The 24,357-nt window shown below is 35.0% G+C and carries 20 protein-coding genes, 2 tRNA genes and 2 rRNA genes; 7 read left to right on the top strand and 17 right to left on the bottom strand.

Annotated features, from left to right (window positions below):
* Positions 1-26 precede the first annotated feature (26 nt).
* The 3 genes from tuf to FZC37_RS02400 form a co-directional block, all read right to left on the bottom strand.
* Positions 27-1,208 carry an elongation factor Tu gene (gene tuf / locus FZC37_RS02410; protein WP_148952126.1) on the bottom strand — a complete coding sequence of 394 codons (1,182 nt, stop codon included), beginning with the start codon at positions 1,206-1,208 and terminating at the stop codon, positions 27-29.
* 111 nt (positions 1,209-1,319) lie between these two features.
* Positions 1,320-1,390 (bottom strand) — tRNA-Gly (locus FZC37_RS02405).
* A 7-nt stretch (positions 1,391-1,397) separates the two neighbouring features.
* Positions 1,398-1,481, bottom strand: a tRNA-Tyr gene (locus FZC37_RS02400).
* Positions 1,482-1,697: 216 nt separating this feature from the next.
* On the opposite strand from FZC37_RS02400, the gene FZC37_RS02395 reads away from it, so the two are divergent.
* Both FZC37_RS02395 and leuS read left to right on the top strand, forming a co-directional pair.
* The gene (locus FZC37_RS02395; protein ID WP_148952125.1) at positions 1,698-2,405 is read left to right on the top strand and encodes a TrmH family RNA methyltransferase; all 708 of its coding nucleotides are present in this window, start codon (positions 1,698-1,700) and stop codon (positions 2,403-2,405) included.
* A gap of 38 nt (positions 2,406-2,443) precedes the next feature.
* Entirely contained in the window at positions 2,444-4,942 is a 2,499-nt protein-coding gene (gene leuS / locus FZC37_RS02390) for a leucine--tRNA ligase (RefSeq protein WP_148952124.1), read from the top strand.
* Between the two features lie 53 nt (positions 4,943-4,995).
* On the opposite strand, the gene FZC37_RS02385 is transcribed toward leuS, so the two are convergent.
* A complete protein-coding gene (locus FZC37_RS02385; RefSeq protein ID WP_148952123.1) occupies positions 4,996-6,471 on the bottom strand; it encodes a hypothetical protein in 1,476 nt (491 codons plus the stop codon).
* Between the two features lie 172 nt (positions 6,472-6,643).
* The gene (gene era / locus FZC37_RS02380) at positions 6,644-7,555 is read right to left on the bottom strand and encodes a GTPase Era (protein WP_148952122.1); all 912 of its coding nucleotides are present in this window, start codon (positions 7,553-7,555) and stop codon (positions 6,644-6,646) included.
* A gap of 35 nt (positions 7,556-7,590) precedes the next feature.
* Between era and FZC37_RS02375 the strand changes: the two genes are divergently transcribed.
* The 3 genes from FZC37_RS02375 to FZC37_RS02365 all read left to right on the top strand — a co-directional run bounded on the left by FZC37_RS02375 (position 7,591) and on the right by FZC37_RS02365 (position 9,737).
* The gene (locus tag FZC37_RS02375) at positions 7,591-7,923 is read left to right on the top strand and encodes a ferredoxin family 2Fe-2S iron-sulfur cluster binding protein (protein ID WP_148952121.1); all 333 of its coding nucleotides are present in this window, start codon (positions 7,591-7,593) and stop codon (positions 7,921-7,923) included.
* Positions 7,924-8,045: 122 nt separating this feature from the next.
* Positions 8,046-8,942 (top strand): hypothetical protein, encoded by an 897-nt coding sequence (locus tag FZC37_RS02370; protein WP_148952120.1) that lies wholly within the window; start codon positions 8,046-8,048, stop codon positions 8,940-8,942.
* Positions 8,943-8,960: 18 nt separating this feature from the next.
* Positions 8,961-9,737, top strand: coding sequence for a hypothetical protein (locus FZC37_RS02365; protein ID WP_148952119.1), 777 nt, complete (start codon positions 8,961-8,963; stop codon positions 9,735-9,737).
* A gap of 76 nt (positions 9,738-9,813) precedes the next feature.
* Here the strand turns inward: FZC37_RS02365 and rrf are convergent.
* The 4 genes from rrf to dprA all read right to left on the bottom strand — a co-directional run bounded on the left by rrf (position 9,814) and on the right by dprA (position 16,526).
* A 5S ribosomal RNA gene (rrf, locus tag FZC37_RS02360) occupies positions 9,814-9,928 on the bottom strand.
* A 79-nt stretch (positions 9,929-10,007) separates the two neighbouring features.
* Positions 10,008-12,856: ribosomal RNA gene (locus tag FZC37_RS02355) — 23S ribosomal RNA — on the bottom strand.
* A 201-nt stretch (positions 12,857-13,057) separates the two neighbouring features.
* A complete protein-coding gene (gene topA / locus FZC37_RS02350; protein WP_148952118.1) occupies positions 13,058-15,400 on the bottom strand; it encodes a type I DNA topoisomerase in 2,343 nt (780 codons plus the stop codon).
* Between the two features lie 4 nt (positions 15,401-15,404).
* Positions 15,405-16,526 (bottom strand): DNA-processing protein DprA, encoded by a 1,122-nt coding sequence (dprA, locus tag FZC37_RS02345; RefSeq protein ID WP_148952117.1) that lies wholly within the window; start codon positions 16,524-16,526, stop codon positions 15,405-15,407.
* 117 nt (positions 16,527-16,643) lie between these two features.
* Between dprA and FZC37_RS02340 the strand changes: the two genes are divergently transcribed.
* Together FZC37_RS02340 and FZC37_RS02335 are read left to right on the top strand one after the other, a co-directional pair.
* Positions 16,644-16,955, top strand: coding sequence for a hypothetical protein (locus FZC37_RS02340; RefSeq protein WP_148952116.1), 312 nt, complete (start codon positions 16,644-16,646; stop codon positions 16,953-16,955).
* A gap of 166 nt (positions 16,956-17,121) precedes the next feature.
* Complete coding sequence (locus tag FZC37_RS02335; protein ID WP_148952115.1) at positions 17,122-18,399, top strand: MFS transporter; 1,278 nt, start codon at positions 17,122-17,124, stop codon at positions 18,397-18,399.
* Between the two features lie 6 nt (positions 18,400-18,405).
* Here FZC37_RS02335 and tyrS read toward each other — a convergent pair whose 3' ends face one another.
* From tyrS to FZC37_RS02295, 8 genes are all read right to left on the bottom strand, one after another.
* The gene (gene tyrS, locus FZC37_RS02330; RefSeq protein WP_148952114.1) at positions 18,406-19,662 is read right to left on the bottom strand and encodes a tyrosine--tRNA ligase; all 1,257 of its coding nucleotides are present in this window, start codon (positions 19,660-19,662) and stop codon (positions 18,406-18,408) included.
* Positions 19,663-19,692: 30 nt separating this feature from the next.
* Positions 19,693-20,142: a hypothetical protein gene (locus FZC37_RS02325; protein WP_148952113.1), complete on the bottom strand. Its 450-nt coding sequence runs from the start codon at positions 20,140-20,142 to the stop codon at positions 19,693-19,695.
* A gap of 164 nt (positions 20,143-20,306) precedes the next feature.
* Complete coding sequence (locus FZC37_RS02320; RefSeq protein WP_148952112.1) at positions 20,307-21,092, bottom strand: baseplate hub domain-containing protein; 786 nt, start codon at positions 21,090-21,092, stop codon at positions 20,307-20,309.
* Positions 21,093-21,114: 22 nt separating this feature from the next.
* The gene (locus FZC37_RS02315) at positions 21,115-21,744 is read right to left on the bottom strand and encodes a DUF2460 domain-containing protein (RefSeq protein ID WP_148952111.1); all 630 of its coding nucleotides are present in this window, start codon (positions 21,742-21,744) and stop codon (positions 21,115-21,117) included.
* Between the two features lie 21 nt (positions 21,745-21,765).
* Entirely contained in the window at positions 21,766-22,209 is a 444-nt protein-coding gene (locus FZC37_RS02310) for a hypothetical protein (protein WP_148952110.1), read from the bottom strand.
* Positions 22,210-22,220: 11 nt separating this feature from the next.
* A complete protein-coding gene (locus tag FZC37_RS03170; protein ID WP_148952109.1) occupies positions 22,221-22,559 on the bottom strand; it encodes a phage head completion protein in 339 nt (112 codons plus the stop codon).
* A complete protein-coding gene (locus FZC37_RS02300; protein WP_148952108.1) occupies positions 22,556-23,119 on the bottom strand; it encodes a hypothetical protein in 564 nt (187 codons plus the stop codon). Before FZC37_RS02300 ends, FZC37_RS03170 begins: the two co-directional genes overlap by 4 nt.
* Before the next feature lie 44 nt (positions 23,120-23,163).
* Entirely contained in the window at positions 23,164-24,330 is a 1,167-nt protein-coding gene (locus tag FZC37_RS02295; protein WP_148952107.1) for a phage major capsid protein, read from the bottom strand.
* Between the last annotated feature and the right edge of the window lie 27 nt (positions 24,331-24,357).

Raw genomic sequence — 24,357 nt, 5'->3', positions numbered from 1 at the left:
ACTCTAACCTGCTTGAAAAAACCTTACTAATGTATAATCTTAGACACTACACCAGCCCCAACTGTTTTACCTCCTTCCCTGATCGCAAACTTCAATCCTTCTGACATTGCAATTTTTGATATGAGCTTCACCTGCACGGTTATATTATCTCCCGGCATTACTACTTGCATAGAATCTGGGAAGGTAAATCCTCCCGTCACATCAGTTGTTCTGAAGTAAAATTGAGGTTTATATTTAGCATCAAAGGCGGTCTTTCTACCTCCTTCTGCTGCGGTCAATATGTATATCTGAGCTTCAAATTCATCATGTGGTGTAATAGTACCTGGTGCAGCTATTACTTGCCCTCTTTCAATGTGCTTTCTTTCAACACCTCTTAGCAACAAACCAACATTGTCACCAGCTTCCCCTCTGTCTAGAAGCTTTTTGAACATTTCTACTCCTGTACAAACAGTCTTTGTAGTATCCTTGATACCCACAATCTCAACGGTCTCTCCCACTTTTATCACACCTTGCTCTATTCTTCCAGTTGCCACTGTCCCTCTTCCGGATATGCTAAACACATCCTCTATAGGCATCAAGAAGCTTTGATCAATATTTCTCTCTGGCTGAGGTATGTATGAGTCTACAGCATCTAGAAGAGACTTGATAGCTGCTATACCTTCTTCTTTTTCTTCCAATGCTTGTAAAGCAGATCCTCTTATTACTGGTACATCATCGCCAGGAAACCCCTGTTTACTTAATTCTTCTCTAGCTTCCATTTCAACAAGGTCCACTAATTCAGGATCGTCCACCATATCTACCTTGTTTAAGAAGACGACTATCGATGGCACACCAACCTGACGAGCGAGCAAAATGTGCTCTTTTGTTTGAGGCATAGGACCATCTGTTGCAGATATAACCAATATCGCTCCATCCATTTGAGCAGCACCGGTAATCATATTTTTTACATAGTCTGCGTGCCCTGGGCAATCTATATGAGCATAGTGCCTCTTTTCGGTTTCGTATTCTACGTGAGCTGAGGCTATCGTAATACCTCTTTCTCTTTCTTCAGGCGCAGAATCTATCTCTCCGTATTCTCTAATTTTCGCCTTTCCTTCTTTAGCTAAAACGTGAGTAATAGCTGCTGTTAAGGTTGTTTTACCATGATCGACGTGACCAATAGTTCCTATGTTACAATGTGGCTTATTTCTTTCGTATTTTTGAGACATATCTACTTACAATTAAACTAAGTATTTCATTACGTATTATATCAATGTGATAAAGCATTATCTACCTATTTACCAGGATTACCTGCAAACACCTGACCGAGCTGTTCTCGGAGCGGATGATGGGAATCGAACCCACGCCACCAGCTTGGAAGGCTGGAGCTCTACCATTGAGCTACATCCGCGCGTCCATGGTGGGGAGAGAAGGAATCGAACCTACTCTCGCTTGCGCGGGCAGATTTACAGTCTGCTGCCATCCCATTCGGCCATCTCCCCAAAAGAGTGCAAAGGACCACTACATAGGCAATTAAACTACCACTGAGCCTTTAGTTTTACCATTTATCATCTGATAACTTGGTTCAAATAAAGATGCTAATAAAAGTGAGCAAATTTGATTGAAAACGCATATCAACGATCGTATTCTAACCCATTTAATATTTGATAACAACAACTATCACACTAATTTTGCGCACATAGTAAATATAAACGATTATGACAGAAGAACATTTAATTTATGGTAAGCATGCGGCCATTGCCTGCATAAAAAATAAGAAAAGAAAAGTAGTTGATATATTTTGTACGTCGAAAATATTTTTAGAATTGCGTGATTACATTCTTTCATCTAATGCAAGATTTAGGGTTGTGGAGAATATATTATTGCAAAAAATGACAGCAGGTAATTTGCACCAAGGTATTGTAATCAAGGTTAAAAGAAAGTCATTATTAAAGATACCTAAAGAGGCCAGAAAAATTGCTATACTAGATAGGGTGTATGATCCAAATAATGTTGGGGCTATTATTAGATCAGCAGTGGCATTTGGTTTTGATACTGTTGTTGTTGCTAAAGATCACGCTGTTATAGAAAGTGGTGCAGTAGCAAAAGCAGCTAGTGGATCTTTGGAATACATTAATTGCGTTATTGCTGTAAATTTGAGAAATGTTATCTCGCAGTTAAAAAATAATGGTTTTTGGATAGTTGGACTGGATTGTAAAGGAGAAAGTATTGTACACACTACTCTTAGTGAATATGATAAATTAGCTGTGGTTTTAGGTTCAGAAGGTGTTGGTATAAGAAGTCTTATCAAGAGCAGTTGTGACTTTTTGTTGAAGATAGACATGAAAAAAGAAGATGTTGGTAGTATCAATGTTTCTAATGCTGCTGCTATAGCATTTTATGAAAGTAGTAAATTGAGAAAATAGCTTAAAAATTAATTTGTTTTAAATGAAAAAAAGGGATTATGAGTAGAAAATCAGAAGGTATAGAAGGGAAATGGCAAAAGATTTGGAGAGAGAGAAAAGTATTTGAAGTTGATATAAATCCTAAAAAGAAGAAGTGTTATGTATTAGAAATGTTTCCTTATCCTTCTGGTAAACTTCACGTGGGTCACGTAAGAAATTATGTTATTGGGGATGTTATAGCAAGGTATAAAAGGTTATGTGGTTTTAACGTATTGCACCCAATTGGTTGGGACGCATTTGGACTTCCTGCAGAAAACGCGGCAATAGATCAAGGTGTTAGTCCGTCTGTATGGACAGAACAAAATATCGCATCAATGAGACATGAATTGAGTTTGTTGGGAATATCTTACGATTGGAGTAGGGAAATTAAAACGTGTAGCAGTAGCTATTACTTGCATGAGCAAAAACTCTTTTTAAAAATGTTACAAAAAGATTTGGCTTATAGACAAGAATCATGGATAAATTGGGACCCTGTTGATAAAACGGTTCTTGCAAACGAACAAGTAGTAGATGGACGAGGATGGCGTTCCGGAGCTGTTGTAGAAAAGAAAAAGCTACATCAATGGTTTTTTCGTATTACGCGTTATGCCAACGATCTTATCGAAAGCCTAAATAATTTGCATAAGTGGCCAGAAAAAGTGCGTATTATGCAGAAAAATTGGATAGGACGCGCAAAAGGAGTTGAGATAAAGTTTGAGGTACATGGTATTTCTGAAATCATAGATGTTTTTACTACCAGACCAGATACAATATTTGGCTGTAGCTTTATCGCTATTGGATGTGATCATTATCTCGTTAAGCGTTACTTAGATACCCCTAATGTAAAAGCTTTTGTAAACAAATGCATGGCTTTAAAGAATGAAGAGATAGATAAAACAAAATTAGGACTATTTACAGGTCTGTATGGTGTGCATCCTTTTTGTGCAGAGAAAAAAATACCTATTTATATTGCCAATTTTATTCTTAGTGATTATGCAAGTGGGGCGGTATATGGATGCCCTGCTCATGATGAAAGAGATTATGAATTTGCTGTAAAATATGACTTAGAGATAGTAAGAGTTATAGAGTCGAATTCGTCTAAATTGCCACATATAGAAAGTGGCACAATGATAAATTCTAAGTTTTTAAATGGTATGGATAACGAGCTGGCCAAAAGTGTGGTGACAGAGCGTTTGATTAAAGAGAAGTTGGGCAAAGAGCGTGTTGTATATCGATTAAGAGATTGGGGTATATCTAGACAAAGATTTTGGGGTTGTCCTATCCCTATTATACACTGCAACGATTGCGGTATTGTTCCTGTACCTTTAGAGCAATTGCCTGTTACGTTGCCAGATCAAGTCACTATTGCTAAAGGTAATTTTCTTGAATCTTGCGCTGAGTGGGTTAATACTGCTTGCCCATTATGCAAAAAATCAGCAAAAAGAGAGACGGATACGTTTGATACATTTTTTGAATCTTCTTGGTATTTTTTGAAATTTTGTAGTAAAGATTCCAAAACTCTGATAAATGAAAAAGATTGTAATTATTGGATGCCAGTAGATCATTATATAGGTGGTGTGGAACACGCTGTTTTACATTTGTTGTACGCACGTTTCATATCAAGAGTAATGATAGATTGTGGATATACTTCAGTTCCTGAGCCATTTGATCATCTTCTTAATCAAGGAATGGTTTTACATCATACTTTCAAAGATTCTGACGGTAATTTTATTTATCCAGAGGATGTAGTGATGCAAGAAGGGGGAAGAAAAAGTAAATCTTCTGGGAAAGTGGTATACAAAAGTGATGGATTAGAGAAGATGAGTAAGTCTAAAAAAAATGTAATTGGGCTAGACTATATAGTTAAGCAGTATGGTGCAGATACTTTGCGTTTATATGTTTTATCTGACACTCCTCCAGAAAAAGATGTGCAATGGGTAACAGAAGGCGTAGAGGGATGTAGCAAATTTATTTCTAAATTATTTTCTCTTGCTGAAGTTTTTGTAAAGCAAGATTGTGTTCATGCAAGGCCGGATGAGTCCTTGCTTATTCTTTGCAATGGCATAGTTAAGAATGTATCTTATGCTATAGAACAGTCTAAGTTTAACAATGCTATAGCTTATCTAAGGACTTTGTGTAATGAAATTAGTGATCGTGTAAACACAAATTTTACTTCTACTACGAAAGAATGTTTCGTAACCTTGATAAAGATGTTTAATCCGTTTATTCCTCATGTAACAGAAGAAATATGGAATATGTTAGGACATGATGATATTTTGGCTTTAGACGATGTTTGGCCTAAGGTCAATATAGATTCTGCATTAATTAATTCAAAAGTTAAAATTGCAGTGCAGATAAACGGCAAGACTAAAGGGATAATAACTGTACCACTAAACGCAGATCAAGAATGTGTCAAAACAGAGGTGCGTAATGATGAAAAGTTGAAATCATGGTTGATATATAAAGAGGCAAAGAAGACAATTTTTGTACCTAACAAAATAATTAACTTTGTTCTCTAAAGTTTTTTATTGAAAGTAGTAGTTTTAAGAAGCACATTATTTTTGTACTGAAGTTATCTGTTTACCGAAGTGAGTCTTACCTGTACTACTTTTCCATCTGTATTTTCATAATATCTTTTTATTAACTGATAAGTTCCCTTCCAGCATTGCGAGAGCTCTTTTTTTTCATCACCGAATAATAATGATGTCCAAGTGCGCCAAAAATTTGTTATGAGTAACATCATACTTTCGTCAGACATGCTGTGATATTGTATTGAGTACACTATATCGTAGCACTGAAGTAATGAATATAATGGACTATCTTTAGCTTTTGGTGGTATTACCTTTTTTCTTTTGGTGGGTTCATGTTTTGGCACTTTCTTATCACATTTTTCTTTTTTTGTTTCCTGTTTTGATATTTCTTTTTTTATTTCTTCTTTTTTTGCCTTTTCTTCTGTTATATTTTTGTCTTCAAAAAAACTATACTTTTTCTCTTTTAAAGACGATTTAAGCTTATCTATTTCTGATAGAGGTGTTTGTATTTTTTTGTCTACATCTCTTTCGTTTGAAACGCCACAAAATTGTGATAGTGAAGATGCTGTATCTTTCTTTTGAGTTTTATTCTCTTCTTTAGCTTTTGTCATAACTTTTTCTTTCCCTGCTTTTAGTATTGCTTCGATACATAATTTAGACTTAGTGTTGGTATCGTTGATTTGTAAGTTTTTATTTTCTATTTTTGATTTTTGTCTTTCCAGCAGTTTTTGTCTTTCCAGCAGTTTTTGTCTTTTTAGTTCTTCTTCCTCTTCTTCTTTAATTTTTTTCTTTTGCTTTTCAATTTCTATTTGCCACATTTCTTCTTGTAGCTCTTTAAGAGCATTGCAAGGATGTGGTTGTGTTTGATTAGGTTTAGAAGAAACTGTATTGCATTTTCTGCACAATAAATCTGGCGCAGTTAAGAGGTTTGAAGGATTCCACAAGATGTAATCAGATATATCTGCAAATGGATTTATGTAAGGATGTTTTTGAATTGAGTTTATATAGCATAAGAATGCTATTATTAAGTTCTGTTGTAAAAGTGAATTGTTGTCATTCTCCTTGTTCAGTAACATTTGAAATTTTTTCCATACTATTTCTAGTTCTGTATTAGAAAAAAATTTATATATAAACAGCTGAGTCAAATGATTGTAGCTATTTGTTGCTACTATTTGTTCTAGATGTTTACTAGTACTACCACTTAGTGTAAAGACGGATGTTTCTGATTCTGAATGTTGAATTTTATAAGAAGAATCTTTTGTTTGTATGATCAACTCATGATCATTGAGAAAAGCTTTAAGGGGTGTAGATGGGCTAAAGTGCGTGCATAAAATAGCGCTTTTTGTGATGTTGAGCACCTCTTGTAATTCCTCTTCTTCTAGAAAAAATTTATCTACTTTTTTTCTCTTTATACATGCTGTATGTTTTGCTATTTTTTTGGATAATTGTAGAATTACTTTACGGATGTTATATTGCAACAAATTTTGAAAGCTAAACGCAGAATCAGTAAGTTTCACATTCCTATACTTGTATTGTTATTATAATTAATATCTGTGTTTTTGATCTATGTTTTTGTACTTTCGGTTTAAATAATTTCTTCCCTACTACTTTAAGTAACAAGAAATTTCGCTTATGTCTACAAGTTTACGTAAATTACAATTGTACGTATATATATATATCATCTAATGTTCATTTAGGTGACTGATTCAGTTTTTCTATCCAATCTGGTCTTACTTTTATAAAAAGACTTAATTTGGCACGTATTTGTAGATGTGTATTTATTTCTATTTGCGCTCTTTCGCGAATTTGCCTAATTTTTTTGCCTTTTTCTCCTAGTACTATAGATTTATGGCTTTCTTTTAGCACCGTAATAACTTGCTTTATAGTAGTTTTATTGTTGCAAGTATTTGTTTCCCAAAGCTCTGTTTCTACATTTATGCTATATGGCAGTTCTTTTCCTAAACATAGAAAAACTTGTTCTCTTGTTATCTCAGATGCTAAATCTCTATAAGATGAAGTTGTGTATTCTTTTTTATCGTATAACCAAGCTCCTGGTGGGGCTTTGTCTAATAAATGTTGTATTAATGTACTAATACCTTCTTTAGTTTTGGCAGAAATGGTAAATATTAACACTTTTGGTAAAAGTTCCTTTATTTCATGTACCAGTTGTTTTACATTGTGAGCTTTATCAATTTTATTAATTATGACAAGGAGTTTGTTTTTAAACTTCCTGTACATGGTTGACAGTAGTTTATTAGATGTTGCATCTATTGGATAAAATCTTCCATCTACTATTAATAAAAGAAAGTCTGCTGTATTAACATTATTTTTTGTTTGCTTTAGCATAAACCTTTTCATTGCATCTTTTTTTTCGCATATTCCAGGTGTGTCTATTAATGCTATTTGGGTATTGCTTTTTGTCAAAATGCCAGTAACCGCGCATCGTGTTGAGTGCGGTTTGTGCGTTACTATGGACACCTTATGTTCTAAAATGGTATTTAACAAGGTTGATTTACCAACATTGGGCCTACCTAGTATGCATACTGATGCGGAACAAGTTTTGATTTGCTTCATGATTTTTTTTCTTATAGAATCTAACACCTGAATCTTAAAATAAATTCTTTGTTGTTGGTTACATGTCTGGTATTCCTATCACTTTTATCTACCCGGATGGTACACAAAAAATTGTCAATGCGCAGCCTGGATTATCTGTGTTGGAAGTAGCAAAACAACATGATATCCCTATAGAAGGTGCATGCGGTGGCGGATTAGCATGTTCAACATGTCATGTTATTGTAGAAAGTCAAGAGGCATATGATTCTTTAAAAGCGCCATCCGAAGAAGAAGAGGATATGTTGGATTTAGCTTTTGGTTTAGAAGAAACATCTAGATTGTGTTGTCAGATACTTGTAGATGAATCTCTATCTGGTATAAAGTTCAAAATTCCTTCTTGTAGTCGCAACCTCTAAATAGCTATATTTGAATTCTTACAATCTATAGTTGCTTTAATTCTCTTTTTTTGTATCATCGTTGAGAAGTTGATGTTCTTGAAAAAGAGAATACAAAGTTTAATTCGCTATAACGTAAAAATATGACACAGATAATGGATTTAGAGCGACATAAAAACAAAGCTAAAGGACGCTATACAAGATTCGAAACTTTAAAGAGAGCATTTGCTGAAAGCGATATGGGAAGAAGGCCTATTTCTGACTACTTGTATACTACATCTGTGCGTGGTGCTGTATTTCTAGATTTTCGTCATATTTTTGGATGGCAGGAAATGAAAAAGGCTGTGGATATATCGTATACATCATTTTCTTCTTTGAGGCAGATGATTACGCCACCATGGGAGCTAAAAAAATTTCAGCACGCATTTAATAACTTATTTCGCTATCTTCTTTCTGATATTACTAGTCAAAATAAGATCCAGAGTCGGGAAATATTTAATGCGGTTTTCGATATTAATTGTGCCGCAAGGTTGCTAAAGCGCTGCTGTTGGTGTACTAAGAATTTATTTCTTGGACCTGCTAAACTAGGTAATGTTCATACGCAGTATATGGACAATGGTAGTGATATGCCTTACGGGCGACTCTTACGCAAAATAACACATACGATAGCACGTCTTGTGCAGACGTTTGAGCGTTGGTATCACGAAGCAAAGCGTTGTGTAAATCCGCAACATAGAATTCCTTTTTACTTTAAGGATAATGATGACACACCTTTGCAAGGAAGGAATAGATTGTGGCGTGGGACAATATTTCGATTTGTTGAATTTGAAGAATTCCTTGAAGATGGATCTGTAAATAAAAACAGTAACAATTTTGGCAATCTTAAGAGCATTGCCAACGTTTATAACCAATCTGGTAAAACAGAATATGTTGACCTTACCAACGGGGCCAAACCCTATGGACATGGATTGACTAAATATAATCATGAAAAAGGGAGCATTACGTATGTACTGCTCCCATTGAAAATTTATCTTAACTAACTTATATAGGTATATATTATGCCAAGCGAAGAACTAAAACAAAGGCTAGGAAAGCCGTTTTCTTATGACATTTTTCAAAAAGTTGTAAGGAACAATATCGTACATAGCGTACCTTTTGAAGAGATGAATAACCCGTTTGCAAGTGCACATTATACTCAGAATCGTTATAAAGGGTTTGCAACAGATGGGCATAAAAGTTGGACCTTAGATATTGATGATGCTGAAGATTCAGATGAGACTCAGAATATTGATGTCTTACAAGAGCCAAATAGTCCTCATTTTTGTTTAACTATAAGAGCGTATGATAAATGTAAACCATGGCTTCATAATTCTAAATGTGTTTGTAATTTTTTACATCGTGAACATCAAAAGGGATACATGTTTGAGGTGGTTGATGTGCAAAATCATGTTTACAATAATTCTGAATATAACACAGGTGGTAAGTATGAAACAGCTGATCGCTTTTCTATTAACGCATTACTTGAAGATATTCTTTGTAGATGGCAAAGGGAATTTCCCCAAAATAAGGTTACGGCTATCAGTGCAAAAAATGTCTGCGACGAAACTTCCGATACTAGCTATGTGAGAGATACTTTTGCACGAGGAGGGGACTATAACATTAGCACTTTGGAAAATACATTTCGTGAAAACAACGTGCCTCGCATTATGCTTGCACTATTCAAAAAGATTCATGGAGAGAATGCACGAGTTCACTTATCACTAGGTACACTTAACTCAGGTGAAGTAGATCGTGATTACTTTATTATGGATTGTGGATGGTGTGAAATTATCTAACTGTCTAAATTTAAATAAATGTCACATAATGTGACATTTATTTATGTAAAAATAAGATGTACATTTTACATAACAAGCCTGGCAATGACCTACTCTCCCACATCTTATGATGTAGTACCATCGGCGCTGCAGGGTTTCACGTTCGAGTTCGGAATGGAGTCGTGTGTGGCACCTGCGCTATAACTACCAAGCCAGTAATGTAAAGCTTTATTATGTTTTGTAACCCCTATTTTAATAGAGTTAGTACTGTATGCACTTGTAGGCCTTATAAGAATAAAATTGATCGAATTTTAGTACCAGTTAGCTCAACGCGTTACCACGCTTACACACCTGGCCTATCAACGTGGTGGTCTACCACGATTCTATAAGATTTAGTTTTGAGGCAAGCTTCCCACTTAGATGCATTCAGCGGTTATCTTTTCCATACTTAGCTACCCAACTATGCTACTGGCGTAACAATTGGTGCACCAGAGGTATGTCCACCTTGGTCCTTACGTACAAAAGGCAGGTCCTCTCAAATCTCATACACCCACGGTAGATAGAAACCAAACTGTCTCACGACGTTCTAAACCCAACTCACGTACCACTTTAATCGGCGAACAGCCGAACCCTTGGGACATTCTTCAGCCCCAGGATGTGATGAGTCGACATCGAGGTGCCAAACAGTTTCGTCGATATGAACTCTTGGAAACCATTAGCCTGTTATCCCCGGAGTACCTTTTATTCGTTGAGCGATGGCCCTTCCACACGGGACCACCGGATCACTATGACCGACTTTCGTCTCTGCTCGTCTTGTAGGACTCGCAGTCAGGCTAGCTTATGCCATTACACTCTAGCAGTTGATTTCTAACCAACCTGAGCTAACCATCGCGCGCCTCCGTTACTCTTTGGGAGGCGACCGCCCCAGTCAAACTACCCACCATGCACTGTTCTGGACCTTGATTCAAAGGTCTCAGTTAGATAACAAAAAGCAAATAGGTGGTATCCCAAGGGTGACTCCATATAAGCTGGCGCCCATACTTCAAAGTCTCCCACCTATCCTGGATATTTACTTTTTGCTATCAATACAAAGCTGTAGTAAAGGTTCACGGGGTCTATTCGTCTAACCGCGGGAACTCCGTATCTGCACGGAGAATCCAATTTCACTGAGTCAACACTGGAGACAGCGGGGAAGTCGTTACGCCATTCATGCGGGTCGGAACTTACCCGACAAGGAATTTCGCTACCTTAGGACCGTCATAGTTACGGCCGCCGTTTACTGGGACTTCAATTCGAAGCTTGCACTCCTCCTTTTAATCTTCCAGCACCGGGCAGGCGTCAGACCCTATACATCGTCTATTGACTTAGCAGAGCCCTGTGTTTTTAATAAACAGTCGCTACCCCCTAGTTTGTGTCACCTTAACCTGGTTGCCCAGGCAAGGTCATCTTTATCCCGAAGTTACAGATGCAATTTGCCGAGTTCCTTCAGTGTTGTTCTCTCAAGCGCCTTAGTATGCTCTACCAGCCCACCTGTGTCGGTTTGGGGTACGGTCTTTAATGGAGGTGCTATTTCCTGTAAGCTTCTAATTACTTGCACAATCCAATAAGCGCAAATAAACTCGTCACTTAGTCACTTTCCTCCTGGTTCAGGAATATTAACCTGATTCCCATCGACTACGCCTTTCAGCCTCGCCTTAGGGGCCGACTAACCCTGCGCAGATTAACTTTACGCAGGAAACCTTGGACTTTCGGCGAGAGTGTTTCTCACACTCTTTATCGTTACTTATGTCAGCATTCTCACTTCTGATACCTCCAGTAAAACTCACGATTTACCTTCACAGGCTTACAGAACGCTCCGCTACCACTTACAATCGGCTTATCAAGGCTTATTCTAAGATATAGAACCTTTTTGAAAAAACCGCTAAAAAAGCGATTTAATCTTAGCTCTATAACATAGAAAAAGCCTTGATGCGAAAGTAAATCCACATCTTCGGTAAATGGCTTGAGCCCCGGTACATTGTCGGCGCAAGAAAGCTTAATTAGACCAGTGAGCTATTACGCTTTCTTTAAAGGGTGGCTGCTTCTAAGCCAACCTCCTGGCTGTCTTGGCTTTCTTACTTCCTTGCACACTTAGCCATTATTTAGGGACCTTAGATTGCGGTCTGGGTTGTTTCCCTCTTGACTACGGATGTTAGCACTCGCAGTCTGTCTGCTACGTTTAACTGATTAACATTCGGAGTTTGGTTGGAGGCAGTAAATCTTTCGACCCCACTTTCCATCCAGTGCTCTACCTTCAATCAGAAACACGTAACGCTCTACTTAAATAGATTTCGCGGAGAACCAGCTATATCCGAGTTTGATTAGCCTTTCACCCCTAACCACAGCTCATCCCATAATTTTTCAACATTAACGGGTTCGGTCCTCCAGTAAGTGTTACCTTACCTTCAACCTGGCCATAGTTAGATCACTCGGTTTCGGGTCTAGTCCATCAAACTAAAGCGCCCTATTCAGACTCGCTTTCGCTGCGCCTACACCTTACGGCTTAAGCTTGCTTGATAGACTAACTCGCTGACCCATTATGCAAAAGGTACGCCGTCACAACACTGTAAAACAGGTTGCTCCGACTGTTTGTAGGCATTCGGTTTCAGGTCTATTTCACTCCCATCATCTGGGTTCTTTTCACCTTTCCCTCACGGTACTAGTTCACTATCGGTCGCTAAAGAGTACTTAGGCTTAGAGGGTGGTCCCCCTATCTTCAGACAAAATTCCACGTGTTTCGCCTTACTCGAGCTTACATTCATCCGTTACCCTTACAGGACTATCACCTTCTATGGTTGGGTTTTCCACCCCATTCTGGTTTTGATGATTGTAAGACTGGCCTGGTCCGTGTTCGCTCGTCACTACTAACGGAGTCTCAATTGATTTCTTTTCCTCTGGCTACTTAGATATTTCAGTTCGCCAGGTTTGCTCTTTGGAGGTATTTATTAACTCCAAAGTGTCCGTAAACGGACGGGTTCCCCCATTCGGAAATCTCCGGATCAAAGCTTATTAGCAGCTCCCCGAAGCTTATCGCAGCTTGTTACGTCCTTCATCGCCTTTTAGCGCCAAGGCATCCACCAAATGCCCTTATTAATTTTATAAGTATAAATCACCTACAAATAGTGCATACAGAACTAACTCTATATTAGTTCTTGGCTACAAAATTTCTTTCTTAGACAGTCACTTGACTATATATTTTCACAAAGAAAACAGCTTTGGTACAAAACTACCAAGGCTTATAGTATACCGCCTTCTTTCAGTAGGCAAGAACAAGATTGATTGTAAAACAACATTTTTAACAATTATTTTTTTATTCTTTTTGTTGTGGCTTTTTTATTCTTAAGTTTTTGTGTTTGCGTTAAAAGTTTTACAGCCTCATCTATTGCTATGTTAAATGGATCTTGCTTATATTTTATATTGGCTGTAATTGATTGATGTTCTATATAAAAACCGAATTTTGATACCTTTAAGTATACATTTTCTCCTGTTTCTGTATGTTGACCTATCACTTTTGGTAAATCCAGCATTTTTAATATCAAATCTTTTGACAGTGAATTTTTATCTAAACCGCTTGGTATAGATATCCGTTTTATTGATTTGTTTTCCTTATCTTCTTGTTGTATATACATTCCATATTTACCATGTTTTATTGATATTTCTTTTTTATTAGAATCTTCAAAAACAAGATCGTTTTGCGTATTTCCTTCTATATCGTTAGATAAATAATCTGCTACAGATTTAGAAAATTGACATTGAGGATATTGAGCACACGTTAAAAATGGGCCGAATTTCCCTATTTTTATTTCTATATTTTTCTCTCCACATTTAGGGCATGGTTTTTTACTATCTTCTTTTGGAAAGACAATTTTTTCTAATGCTTTTGCCATCAGATCAGATACTTCTTGATAACTCTTATCTTCTATTGTTTTTATTTTTTCGTTAAATTTTTTCCAGAACTTATTCAAAAGTTTTTCTTTACACGTTTTTCCTTTTGCTACTTCATCCAATTCTTCTTCTAATTTTGCTGTAAAATTGTACTGAAAATATTCGTCGAAGAAATTTTCTAAAAATGTGATAAGTATAGATCCTGTGAAATTTGGTATAAATCTCTTTTTATCTAGATTTGCATATTCTCTATTCTGAAGTACTGATATTATATTTACATATGTAGATGGTCTACCAATGCCCAATTCTTCTAATTTTTTCACTAAACTTGCTTCGGAATATCTTGCCGGTGGTTCTGTAAAATGTTGCTTTGGAGTTATGCTTTGAGTAGTTAAACTTTCTCCTTCTTGTAAAGAGTACATAATACTTGCCTTTTCTATTTTGTCATCATATTCATCATATGAGTTATATATGATGCTATAACAATTACTAGATGATATATAAGACTCGGTAGCTTGTGCAATATGACTACCATCATCACATGTTGCTTCTGCAGATATTGTTTCAATTACAGAAGATTTCATCTGAGATGCTACGGAGCGCTTCCATATAAGTTCGTAAAGAGCACGTTGTTCATCTGATAAGCTGTCTTTTATTTTTTCTGGTGTCAAATTTACATTAGTTGGTCTTACTGCTTCATGTGCTTCTTGTGCATTTTTGGTTTTAGTTGAGTATATCCTTGACTTGGTAGGTACGAAGTTGCTTCCAAAGCTTGTATTGATAAAATCTCTTATTTGCGTCAAAGCTTCATTTGATAATACGACCGCGTCTGTTCTCATGTATGTAATAAGTCCAACTATGTCATCTTCTACTTGTATTCCTTCGTAAAGCTTTTGAGCTATTTGCATAGTCTTTTTCACCGTAAATCCTAGTTTCGTTGCGGCTTCTTGCTGCAGAGATGCTGTATTAAATGGTGGGGGTGGATTTTTATTAGATTTCTTTTTTTGTATTCGTAATATTTTAAAATATTTTTCCCTTAACTTTACTTCTAATTCTTTTGCTTCTTGTTCTGATATGTCAAATTTGTCTAATTTCTTTCCGTCTTTGTGAGTTAGTTTTGCTTTAATTTCTTTATTGTCTTTTGTGAGAAAGTTCAAGAGGACTGACCAGTATTCTTGAGTGTCAAATTTTGCTCTTTCAAACTCTCTTTCGCAAATAAGTCTAAGAGCTACTGATTGCACTCTTCCAGCAGATTTGCATTTTGGTAATTTTTTCCATAATAAAGGAGATAAGGTAAACCCTACTAAATAATCTAATGCCAACCTTGCTTGTTGCGCCTGTACTAAATTCATATCTATATCTCTTGGATTTAGTATTGCTTCTTTTACTTTATCTCGAGTTATTTCGTTGAATGCTATTCTTGAAAATTTAGTATCGGTTGATATTTCGCTATTATTTTTTAAATATTGCGTTACAGAGTTGTAAATGTGCCATGCTATAGCCTCCCCTTCTCTATCTGGGTCAGTTGCCAAATATATTTTTGTTGTTTTTAGACTTTTTTTTGCAATATCTCCTACTATTGATGAAGCTCCTTTTACGTATTCGTAAATCATTTGGAAATCTTTTTCTGGTAGTACTGAGCCTTGCTTTGACGGTAATGCTTTTACATGCCCCATAGATGCAATGACGTTAAACTCTTTTCCAAGATATTTTTCTAAAGTTTTTACTTTTGCTTTAGATTCAACTATTACAAGTTTCATGTGGTTAAAGTATTAAAGAAAATGCATTGCCAGGATGTCGTTGTATTCTACCTGCTAATTCTAATTCTAACAGTGCTAAGTACATTTCTTTTGGAGATAAATTACAGTGTTGAGAAATTTTATCAGCGCTAAAAGGAATATTTGAAAGAGTGTTTAATATTTTTGATCTCGTCTCTTCTGTACTTTCCTCGTAAGTGCTTTGTGCATTGTCTTGATCAAAGAATTTGTTTGTCTTTCTTTCTTGCATTTTGTTTTTTATGTGGGTGAATCTAGGAAGATTATCCATTATATCTTGTGCATTTTCTATTATTGTTGCACCATTTTTTATCAGTAAATTTGTTCCTTTTGATCTGGGGTCTAGTGGAAATCCTGGTACTGCAAAAACCTCTTTTCCTTGCTCCAATGCTAACCTTGTAGTGATTAATGACCCGGAATTGTAACGTGCTTCTATTGCAGCTACCGCTAAACTTATACCTGCAATTATCCTATTTCTTTGGGGGAAGTTTTGAGTCATTGGCTTGGAATACAAGGGCATTTCAGACATTATAAGACCCTGTTCTGCAATCTTATTATATAAATCGGCGTTTTGCAGTGGATATATGTTATCTACTCCGCCTGCTAAAATAGCTATAGTATTTGGTATAGATGCTTGATGTGCTGCGGTATCTATTCCTTTTGCCATTCCAGAGATTATGCACATATTAAATGATTGCGATAGATCTTCAGCTATATGTTTTGTAAGATTTACCGCATTAAGAGACGCATTTCTTGATCCTACTATTGCTATGCAATCTTTTTGCGCGAGTTTTATGTTTCCTTTGTATGTAAGCAAAGGGGGGCAGTCTTCTAAATGTAGTAAAAGTTTTGGATAATCTTCATCTTCAAATGATATTATGTGCGCTTTTTCTTTTTCCAAAGATTCTAGTTCATCTGTTGCTTCATTTTTTGAACATATCTTTATCGGTTCATCTTTCCCCCCTCTTCTTGCGCAATTTTGCAAATTTTCTAATGCTTTTTCTGGACTGCCAAACATTTCCAGTAACTTAAAAAAAGTTCTTGGGCTGATATTTTCGCTTCTTATTAGCCTTAGAAATGATATTAATCTGTTAGAACGAGAATTTTCCATTTACCATAGTTTAGATTTCTATGTAACAGTTACGATACCACGCTATCTATTAAAATAGCCTTAAGGCAGAGTAGGATAATACATATTATTTGTCTACATAAGCCATTCTTTTTTGTTGTGTTCGATGGTACAATTGCTCAGGTGAGTTACATGCTTTTCTACATAGAGTTTTATACTAAAAAATTTATGAGGTTACACAATCCTTTTGTTTTAGCTCAATCTTGGGAAAGTTTAAGCGAGCATGAATTAGGACAATTGAAGAAAGATTTGAAAATTCAGTTGGCGTTTATCAAGTCTGCCATTGATGATAAAATGTTCTCTGATGAGCAGGTGGCACACATAGAAGCTTGGATGATTAGAATGAAAGATAGCTTTTTTACTTTGGATATAAAAAAAGAATATTTAGAGATTGTAGAGAGTTGTGAATAGCTTAATATCTTTACAAAAGGGTGTTTTTATAAGACAATCAGGCCCATGCGTGTTTGTATGAAGGATTCAACTTTGTTTCTGTTATACAAGTAGTAGCATTTAAGTAGTAACATTTTGAATTGAAAATGTTTGTACATTTCTCTATATTTTGAAAATTTCTTGATTCGTGAGATTAAAACTACGTCGCCCTAAATCTATTTTTCTTGCTGCTATAGCGGGTAATGTACTCGAATATTACGATTTTACTGTTTATATAGCTTTTTCTCTTGATATAGGTAGGGTTTTCTTTCCGTATAATTCTGATTTATCTCAGGTGTTATATGCATTAGCTGGATTTGCTGTTGGTTTTATTGCCAGGCCTTTAGGTGGGATTTTTTTTGGCTATATAGGAGATAAGTTTGGAAGAAGGGCTGCACTGTTATGCTCTGCTTTTGGCATGACTTTCGCTACTTTTGGTATAGGAGTACTGCCTTCTTATCATGCTATTGGTAAAATATCATCTGTTTTATTGTTTTGCTTTAGAGTAGTTCAAGGGTTTTGCATTAGTGGAGAAGGTACTGGTACAGCTATTTTTGTTTTGGAGCATAATAATTCTAGAAAAACTGGATTAATTTCTGGTTTGGTTCATGGAACAAATATAGCAGGGACGTTTCTTGCTACCTTAGTTGCATTGGGTTTGAGATGTTATCTTGGAGATTTTGAACATTTTTGGAGGATAGCATTCTTATTTGGTGGTGTTTGTGGCTTTGTTACAATGTATTTAAGAATGCGTGTATCGGAGACTCCTATTTTTCGTAAAATGCAAGTTATAAAGCGTAAAAAGAGATATAGCCTATTTTCTATAATGCGTTCTAGTTGGAGAAAAATGATTCTTACTTGTGCTACTGGTGCTATGGCAAGTAGCGTTGTACAGATTATAAAGGGTTACGTGTATGTTTATTATCAAAATATAATGAATTTATCTTCAGAGGTATCTTTGCTATATATGATGTATGCTTCCTTATTTTTAATAGTCAGTATGGCGCTGTGGGGTCATTTGATAGATAGGTTTGGTGGGATTAAAATTTTGATATTATCTGCGTTGATGATAATCGTTTTTTCTATACCGGCACTGACATTAATGTCGCAACCGGAAATGGCTAGTCATATTTTGGCTTTGACTTTATTGGGTATTGTTGCAGGCGCTGCATCTTCTTCCGCGTATTCTTTTGTTATTACTCTCTTTGAACCATCGCAAAGATTTTTTGGAGTATCTGTTAGCTATAATTTAGGTATTGCTTGTTTTGGTGGTACTGCTCCTATTATATCAAGAGTATTAGTAGATTATATGAAGGATGTTTCTTCTCCTGCTTATTATATGATGGCTGTCAGTTTAGGATTTTTGCTGATATTTTGTATTTTTTACAGATCTTCAGCGGAAAAAATGGTTGTACAAGACAAGTAAAGCTTTTTACTGATAGATCTTTACAGAGATGTGTTTTTTCTTTCCAACACTTATAATGATTGTCTGTTTATCGTTACACGTTATGTTTTGTGACGGATTTAACACTTTTATCCCATCAATTTTTACAGCTCCTTCTAGTATTAGTCTTTTTGCTTGAGAATTAGACGATGCTAAGCCTGATAACTTCACAATTTCGTATGCTGATAAAATCCCTTTTGTCAGGTTTTTATTTATTTTGATTATTGGTAGTCCTTGAACTGAATGGTCTTTTGTATCGATATTAGCAAATACATTCAAAGAAGTTTGTAATGCTTCTTGTGCTAATTGTTTACCATGGCATAAAGTCGTAATTTTGAGCGCTAAACATTGTTTAGCCATATTTTTATCTTTTTGTGCCATTTTCTTTAAATCACATTCTTCTTCTTCGCTATATTCTCCATATAATTTCGCAAATCTTATTATGTCTTTATCTTCTATATTTCTCCAATATTGAAAATATTCATATGCGTTTAGCAATTCTTCATTTAACCATACTGCTCCTTTTTCTGATTTTCCCATTTTTGTTCCAGAGGAAGTTGACAGCAAAGGCAATGTAAGTCCGTATACTTTTTTATTCAAAATTTTGTGTATCAACTCTACTCCAGCGATTATATTTCCCCATTGATCACTTCCTCCTATTTGCAGAGAACAATCGTACATTTTATTTAAGTGCAAAAAATCTAGGCTTTGCAAGATAGGATAATTAAATTCCAAAAACGATATGTGAGATTTGGAATTTAACCTATTTTTTACGGTCTCCATAGATAACATTTTGCTTAAAGAGACGTATTTTCCGTACTCTCTTAGTACATCTAGATATTTTATTGTTCCGAGCCATTGATCGTTATCTACTAAAACTGCAGAATTCTTTCTTCCATCAAAATCTACGAATTTTGATATGGATTTTTTTATACCTTCAGCATTTTTGTCTATCGCGCCGTATTCTAACATTGGTCTAGTTTCCGTTTTTAGTATGGGATCCCCTATTTTGCTTGTAGCTCTACCTAGAAGAATAATGGGTTTATTGCCATATTTTTGTAAAAATCTAGTCAACATTAATGTCAACAAATTTCCTATATGCAAAGATGGAGCTGTGCAGTCAAACCCAACATAAAACGTTACTTTTCCTTCTGCAAGGAGATCGAAAAGTTGGTTTTCATTAGTGCATTGATATATGAATCCTTTGGATCTAATGCTATCTGTAAAGCCTTTACAATTTGACATAATTGTAATTGATATATTATTACAAAATTTTTAAAATGTTTGTGTAAATTGTCTTTGAGAGGATTTCTTGAGATAGATAGATACTATAGAGACGATTAATACAGTCGTTATACAAGCTGAAAAAAAGCAAACCGAGTATATTATAGCTCCCATTTTTGCAAGTTTTACTGTAGTGAAGCATGCTGCTATGCATGATATGCATCCACATATTTGTCCTGATATTCTAGCTTTATAGGTGTTTTTTGCAGTTTGTTTCGATAAAGAGTTTTTGACTTGTTGTTCTAGATACGTCATTTCTAAAATTTTTGCAAATGAGCCAGGACTCATTTCTTCGTATGCCGCAACAACTTCTACAGGGGGAAGAATTTTCCCTATGTTTGTGTTATATCCTCTTCTTTTGTCTTGTTTTGTCTTTGTAAACCCTTTGTTAAGAGAATTATTTTTCTTATAAAAGAAATTTTTTGAATCTTTTCGTGCCATTTATTTTTTTTGTAATTCGTATATATCTGTTTTGGTAAGTGTAGAGAGATTTAATGTGGATGAGTACTCATGCATTGACACGTAGTGACATTTGTATATGGAAAAATTCTCTATAAATCCGATAATAAAATGTTTAATTATTCTTTCCATACTATGTTTATTACTTAATGTATCCTTGTTTTGCAAAAATTGTGTTCATTATTAAAACGACCTTTGCACATTTCTATAGTTTTATCACATCCAGGCTTGAGCTTAATTTCTTCTTTCCGTTCTAAAATACTTTCTGCATAAGCTTTCCAAAAAGATGTACCTACAACAACCTTGTCCAACCTTGTACCATCTTTTTCTCCCATAGAAGTATGTTGTAATATTAATACATCGTTCTTGTCAATTGTTGCATAACCTCTGCTGTAGTATCCTACCTCTAGATTAGTTTGTATTGGTACTTGTATTGTTATCACACTGCCCTTTATGGAAACTATTCTATATGATTTTTCAAAAAGTTTCATATTAACTGTACAATTTTGATCTCCTAAAGATGCTTGACAATCTTGAAAAAGGTATATGAGAGCATGTTTTTTTAATTTATGTAACTCTGATTGTAAGAATATTTTGAATCGCAAAAAAGAACTTTCGACTTTTACGCAATAATATTTTCCTACTGAAGAGATGGTTTCAGCTTCTGCGTTATACATATCTATTTGTATGTAAGCGTTCAATAAGGTCAGCTCTGTCCTTATTCCTTCCATACTAAATATGCCTTCTAGTATTGCAGAATTTTCACCTTTTGAATCGAGAACTATTTCTGTTACATCGATATCAGAGTGGGAACTGTACCTTAAATTTTGTTTATCTACTACTATATCTTGTTCAGCATTGCAAAATAGCAAAGGTGTATTGTTTTGTTTTGTTATAGTAAAGAGATAAAATACATTACTAGGTAAACTCATAAAATTTTTAAAAACTTATTTATTACAAAAGAATTTCAAGCAAGCTGCAGTTTTTTACTTTTACCATATTGTCAATTCTAGATTCATATTCTATTTGATCGTTATTGAACCTGACTGGTATATAAAATGAGAAATATGTTCTAATAAGGGCTGGGTTTAACTCTTTTTTAAAGACTAACAATTTTTTTTCTGTATCAAATTTGAAACTTTCTTCTGGTAGCTGCTTTTCTTCATACAGTACCCTTATTGTTTCTTTTATTGGTGTAAGTATTATTCTATAGGTAGCTTGGCTTTCTTTTTGTTGTATATCAGAATATTGTTTTGCTAAATAAAAGGATTTATCGTCTTGTTGAGATGGTATAACTTGTTGATTTTCTGCCATATGATCTGCTACATCCATAAACAAGAAGGCGTTATGTTTTCCTTGCCTTGCGCAAAAAAATTGTAGTAACAGATTAATCTGTGCATGTGTTAGAAGACAATTGTCTATTACATATTTGTTTATTGGTCTTCTATGTCTTGCAAGTCTTGCCTCTCTGCCTCTAAAAGTTCGTATTACCTGGGTGTCAAATGTTGGACCTCCTGAGATAAAAGTTGACAGAAATTTTGGCAAAAGCGTTTCTTGTATTGTTATTGGGTTATTGAAATACATTTTTCTTTGATTTGTTTGAGATTATAAAACCTGAAAAGTTGTCATAATTAAATATTCAAGAGACATTCTAATTGCCGTTTTATCCTCACCATGTGATAAGGTGGATTTATTAAAGGATAATTGAGTTAGTGCAAAAATGCCTTTTACATTTTTCTCTATCACTGGTGTTTTTTCTAACCTCTCATCTATCCTCTCGCACTTAAGTGAGTCTAGAATTTCGTTAGCAAGTTGCGATAACAATTGCCTTTTAATATCAAATATTTGTATGTTTAGCAGCATTTCGTAACAAGGTAGCGTTGTTGGCATTGATTGTACATTTGTAACAGATGTTATTATTAGTGGATATGTACTGTTCTCTTGTTGTTGCAGGAATACTTTTGCATTTGACTTACGTACTTCATTAATCGATAGCAAATGTTCTTTTATTTTATTTTCTATGTCGAAAATAATTTCAAAAATGCTCATTATTATACCTACTATGCGTTGTTATAAGGTGCAGGTGTTGCAATAATATTTAGGAATCTGTTCTGATCGTTTAGATTAGAAATATCTCTTATTTTAAATAGATAATTGTCCATCTTTATATACATCGTGTTTGATATATTTTTCATATATCTAATTTGAAATAGGTGATACGGGTTCGTAATTGTGTTGCCAAAGTTTATATTGTGCATGATGCTGAGCATTGTTGTATGTTTTTCGTGATGCGCTTGTACGGTTGTTATTACTGTCCATGATGATTCTTTTTGATGTTCTGTTAGATGTATTATATGTATTTTTTTCTTTAGAGATTTAGGTATTTTAGAGATACTCATATCTGAATTTTTCTATGTGATTGGTATAATTTAGCAGCCGATGGAATGGAAAATTCTGCAATAGAACTTTGGTTGTCGTACATGTCACTTATATGTTGCAAGATCCCTGCAAGTATATATTTTGGGGCTAAATGATATAGCCCAGTTACCGCTATCTTAACCTCAATTATTTTATCTATCTCTATGTTGCAAAGGTTTAAAAATCCACGTTCTGGGGTAAATTGTACTAAATTGTTATGTACTTTTTCTCCCTCGCATAGCACTTCTTGTACAGCTGCTTCTATATATGTATTTACCTTTACGTCTCTTTTTATGCCGCAACGTATTTTATAGGTAATTATTTGATCTATTAGCTGCTGGTTAAGATAATCTTCAGCATAATCTACTGCGCATTGTAGTAGATCCGTAATTACTTGTGTCTCTACTTCTTGCCCTTCACTAATCCACAGATGTTTTTTAATTGTATCCAAAGTTATTAACTTTAGGTAACTGGCGTTTTGTGTTGTTCGAGTTTGAGTTAAAACTTTAGAATTTTTTTCACTTAAGTGGTAATGTATCATAACTAAATTGATCTGCGAATTAGTAAAATTTATGGCATTTTTGGCTATTGACCTGGGTTGTATCTAAGTCCTACAACTGCATTTGGATCTATTATCTCACCTCCAGTTTTTTTAACAGCGTAGAACACTACAAATGGTTTTTGTGTAAACGGATCTCGTTGTATTGAAATGTTATCACTGTCCACTATTTTGTACGCGGATTTAAAGTCTCCAAATAAGATCAAAGGTTCGGATGGAATTTCCTCTCCTTCTTGTGGAAATTTTGGCATTTTATCGCAGCATACGACGTTTTTTCCTAATAGCGTTTCTGGCACGTCGGCTCCTAACTGAGGTTGCCACAGGAATCTTCCAGCCGAATCTGCAAGTTTTTGAATTTCCGACAAAGTACTTCTGTGCATTAAAAACGAAGCATTATGGTGGTAAGTGTCACTTAATTTGTTGCACAGATTTACTAGTGTAGAGGTGTCTATTTTTCTACCAGTTATTTCTCTTTCTTTTCTTTTTTCTTCTGACAAAAATATTTTCATAATACCAGTGGGGCTTACTATAACTTGAGCAGCTGCATCTCCTACTTTACAATTTCCTCTTATGAAACTTTCTTCTTCTTTATCTGCAAAGCTGCAGCTTAATTGTTCATGTAACCATTCTTCTACGTTTACACATGGATCGTCTATTAAGGTCTGGGAAATTTTTGGTTGACTGTAAATTTGGTGTGTTATTATTCTTTGCATTCTTATGCTAGCAGATTCTGTTATAGGTCTGTTATCTGTTTCTCCTACCCAACCACACGCGAATTTTTCTTCTTGTATTGGTAAATCTAGAGCTGTGCCTGATATTTCTTCTACAGATGCCAATTTTCTCATCGCACATAAAGCTCTTACACTGCTTTGTATTTCCTTTTTTACAGGTATTGAGACGAGAATTCCTGTACCATCTTGGCTAAGTCCGGAACTAATGTGTGCTGATTTGATTCTTACATTATCATGCACATTTCCTTTTCTTATATAGTCCAAGAAATGCTGTCTTGCAGATTTGTCATTGGTATTTTGGTTGTGAATGTATGGCCTTTCTTGGCTTGTAATTAAGTTGGTATATTTTTTTTCTAGCAAGTTTAATTGATTGCGTACTTGTTCGTCTGTTTTTTGTTGATTATCGTGAAAATGTTTCCAATTTTCGGTAAGAGTAGAGATTTGTTTAGATATATCTGTCATACAATTTTACTTTTTTGTGTAGTTGTT

The sequence above is a fragment of the Candidatus Sneabacter namystus genome (genome assembly GCF_008189685.1).
Lineage (GTDB): Bacteria > Pseudomonadota > Alphaproteobacteria > Rickettsiales > Rickettsiaceae > Sneabacter > Sneabacter namystus.
The sequence above is the reverse complement of the archived record's forward strand: the minus strand, read 5'-3'. Positions and strand labels throughout refer to the sequence as shown.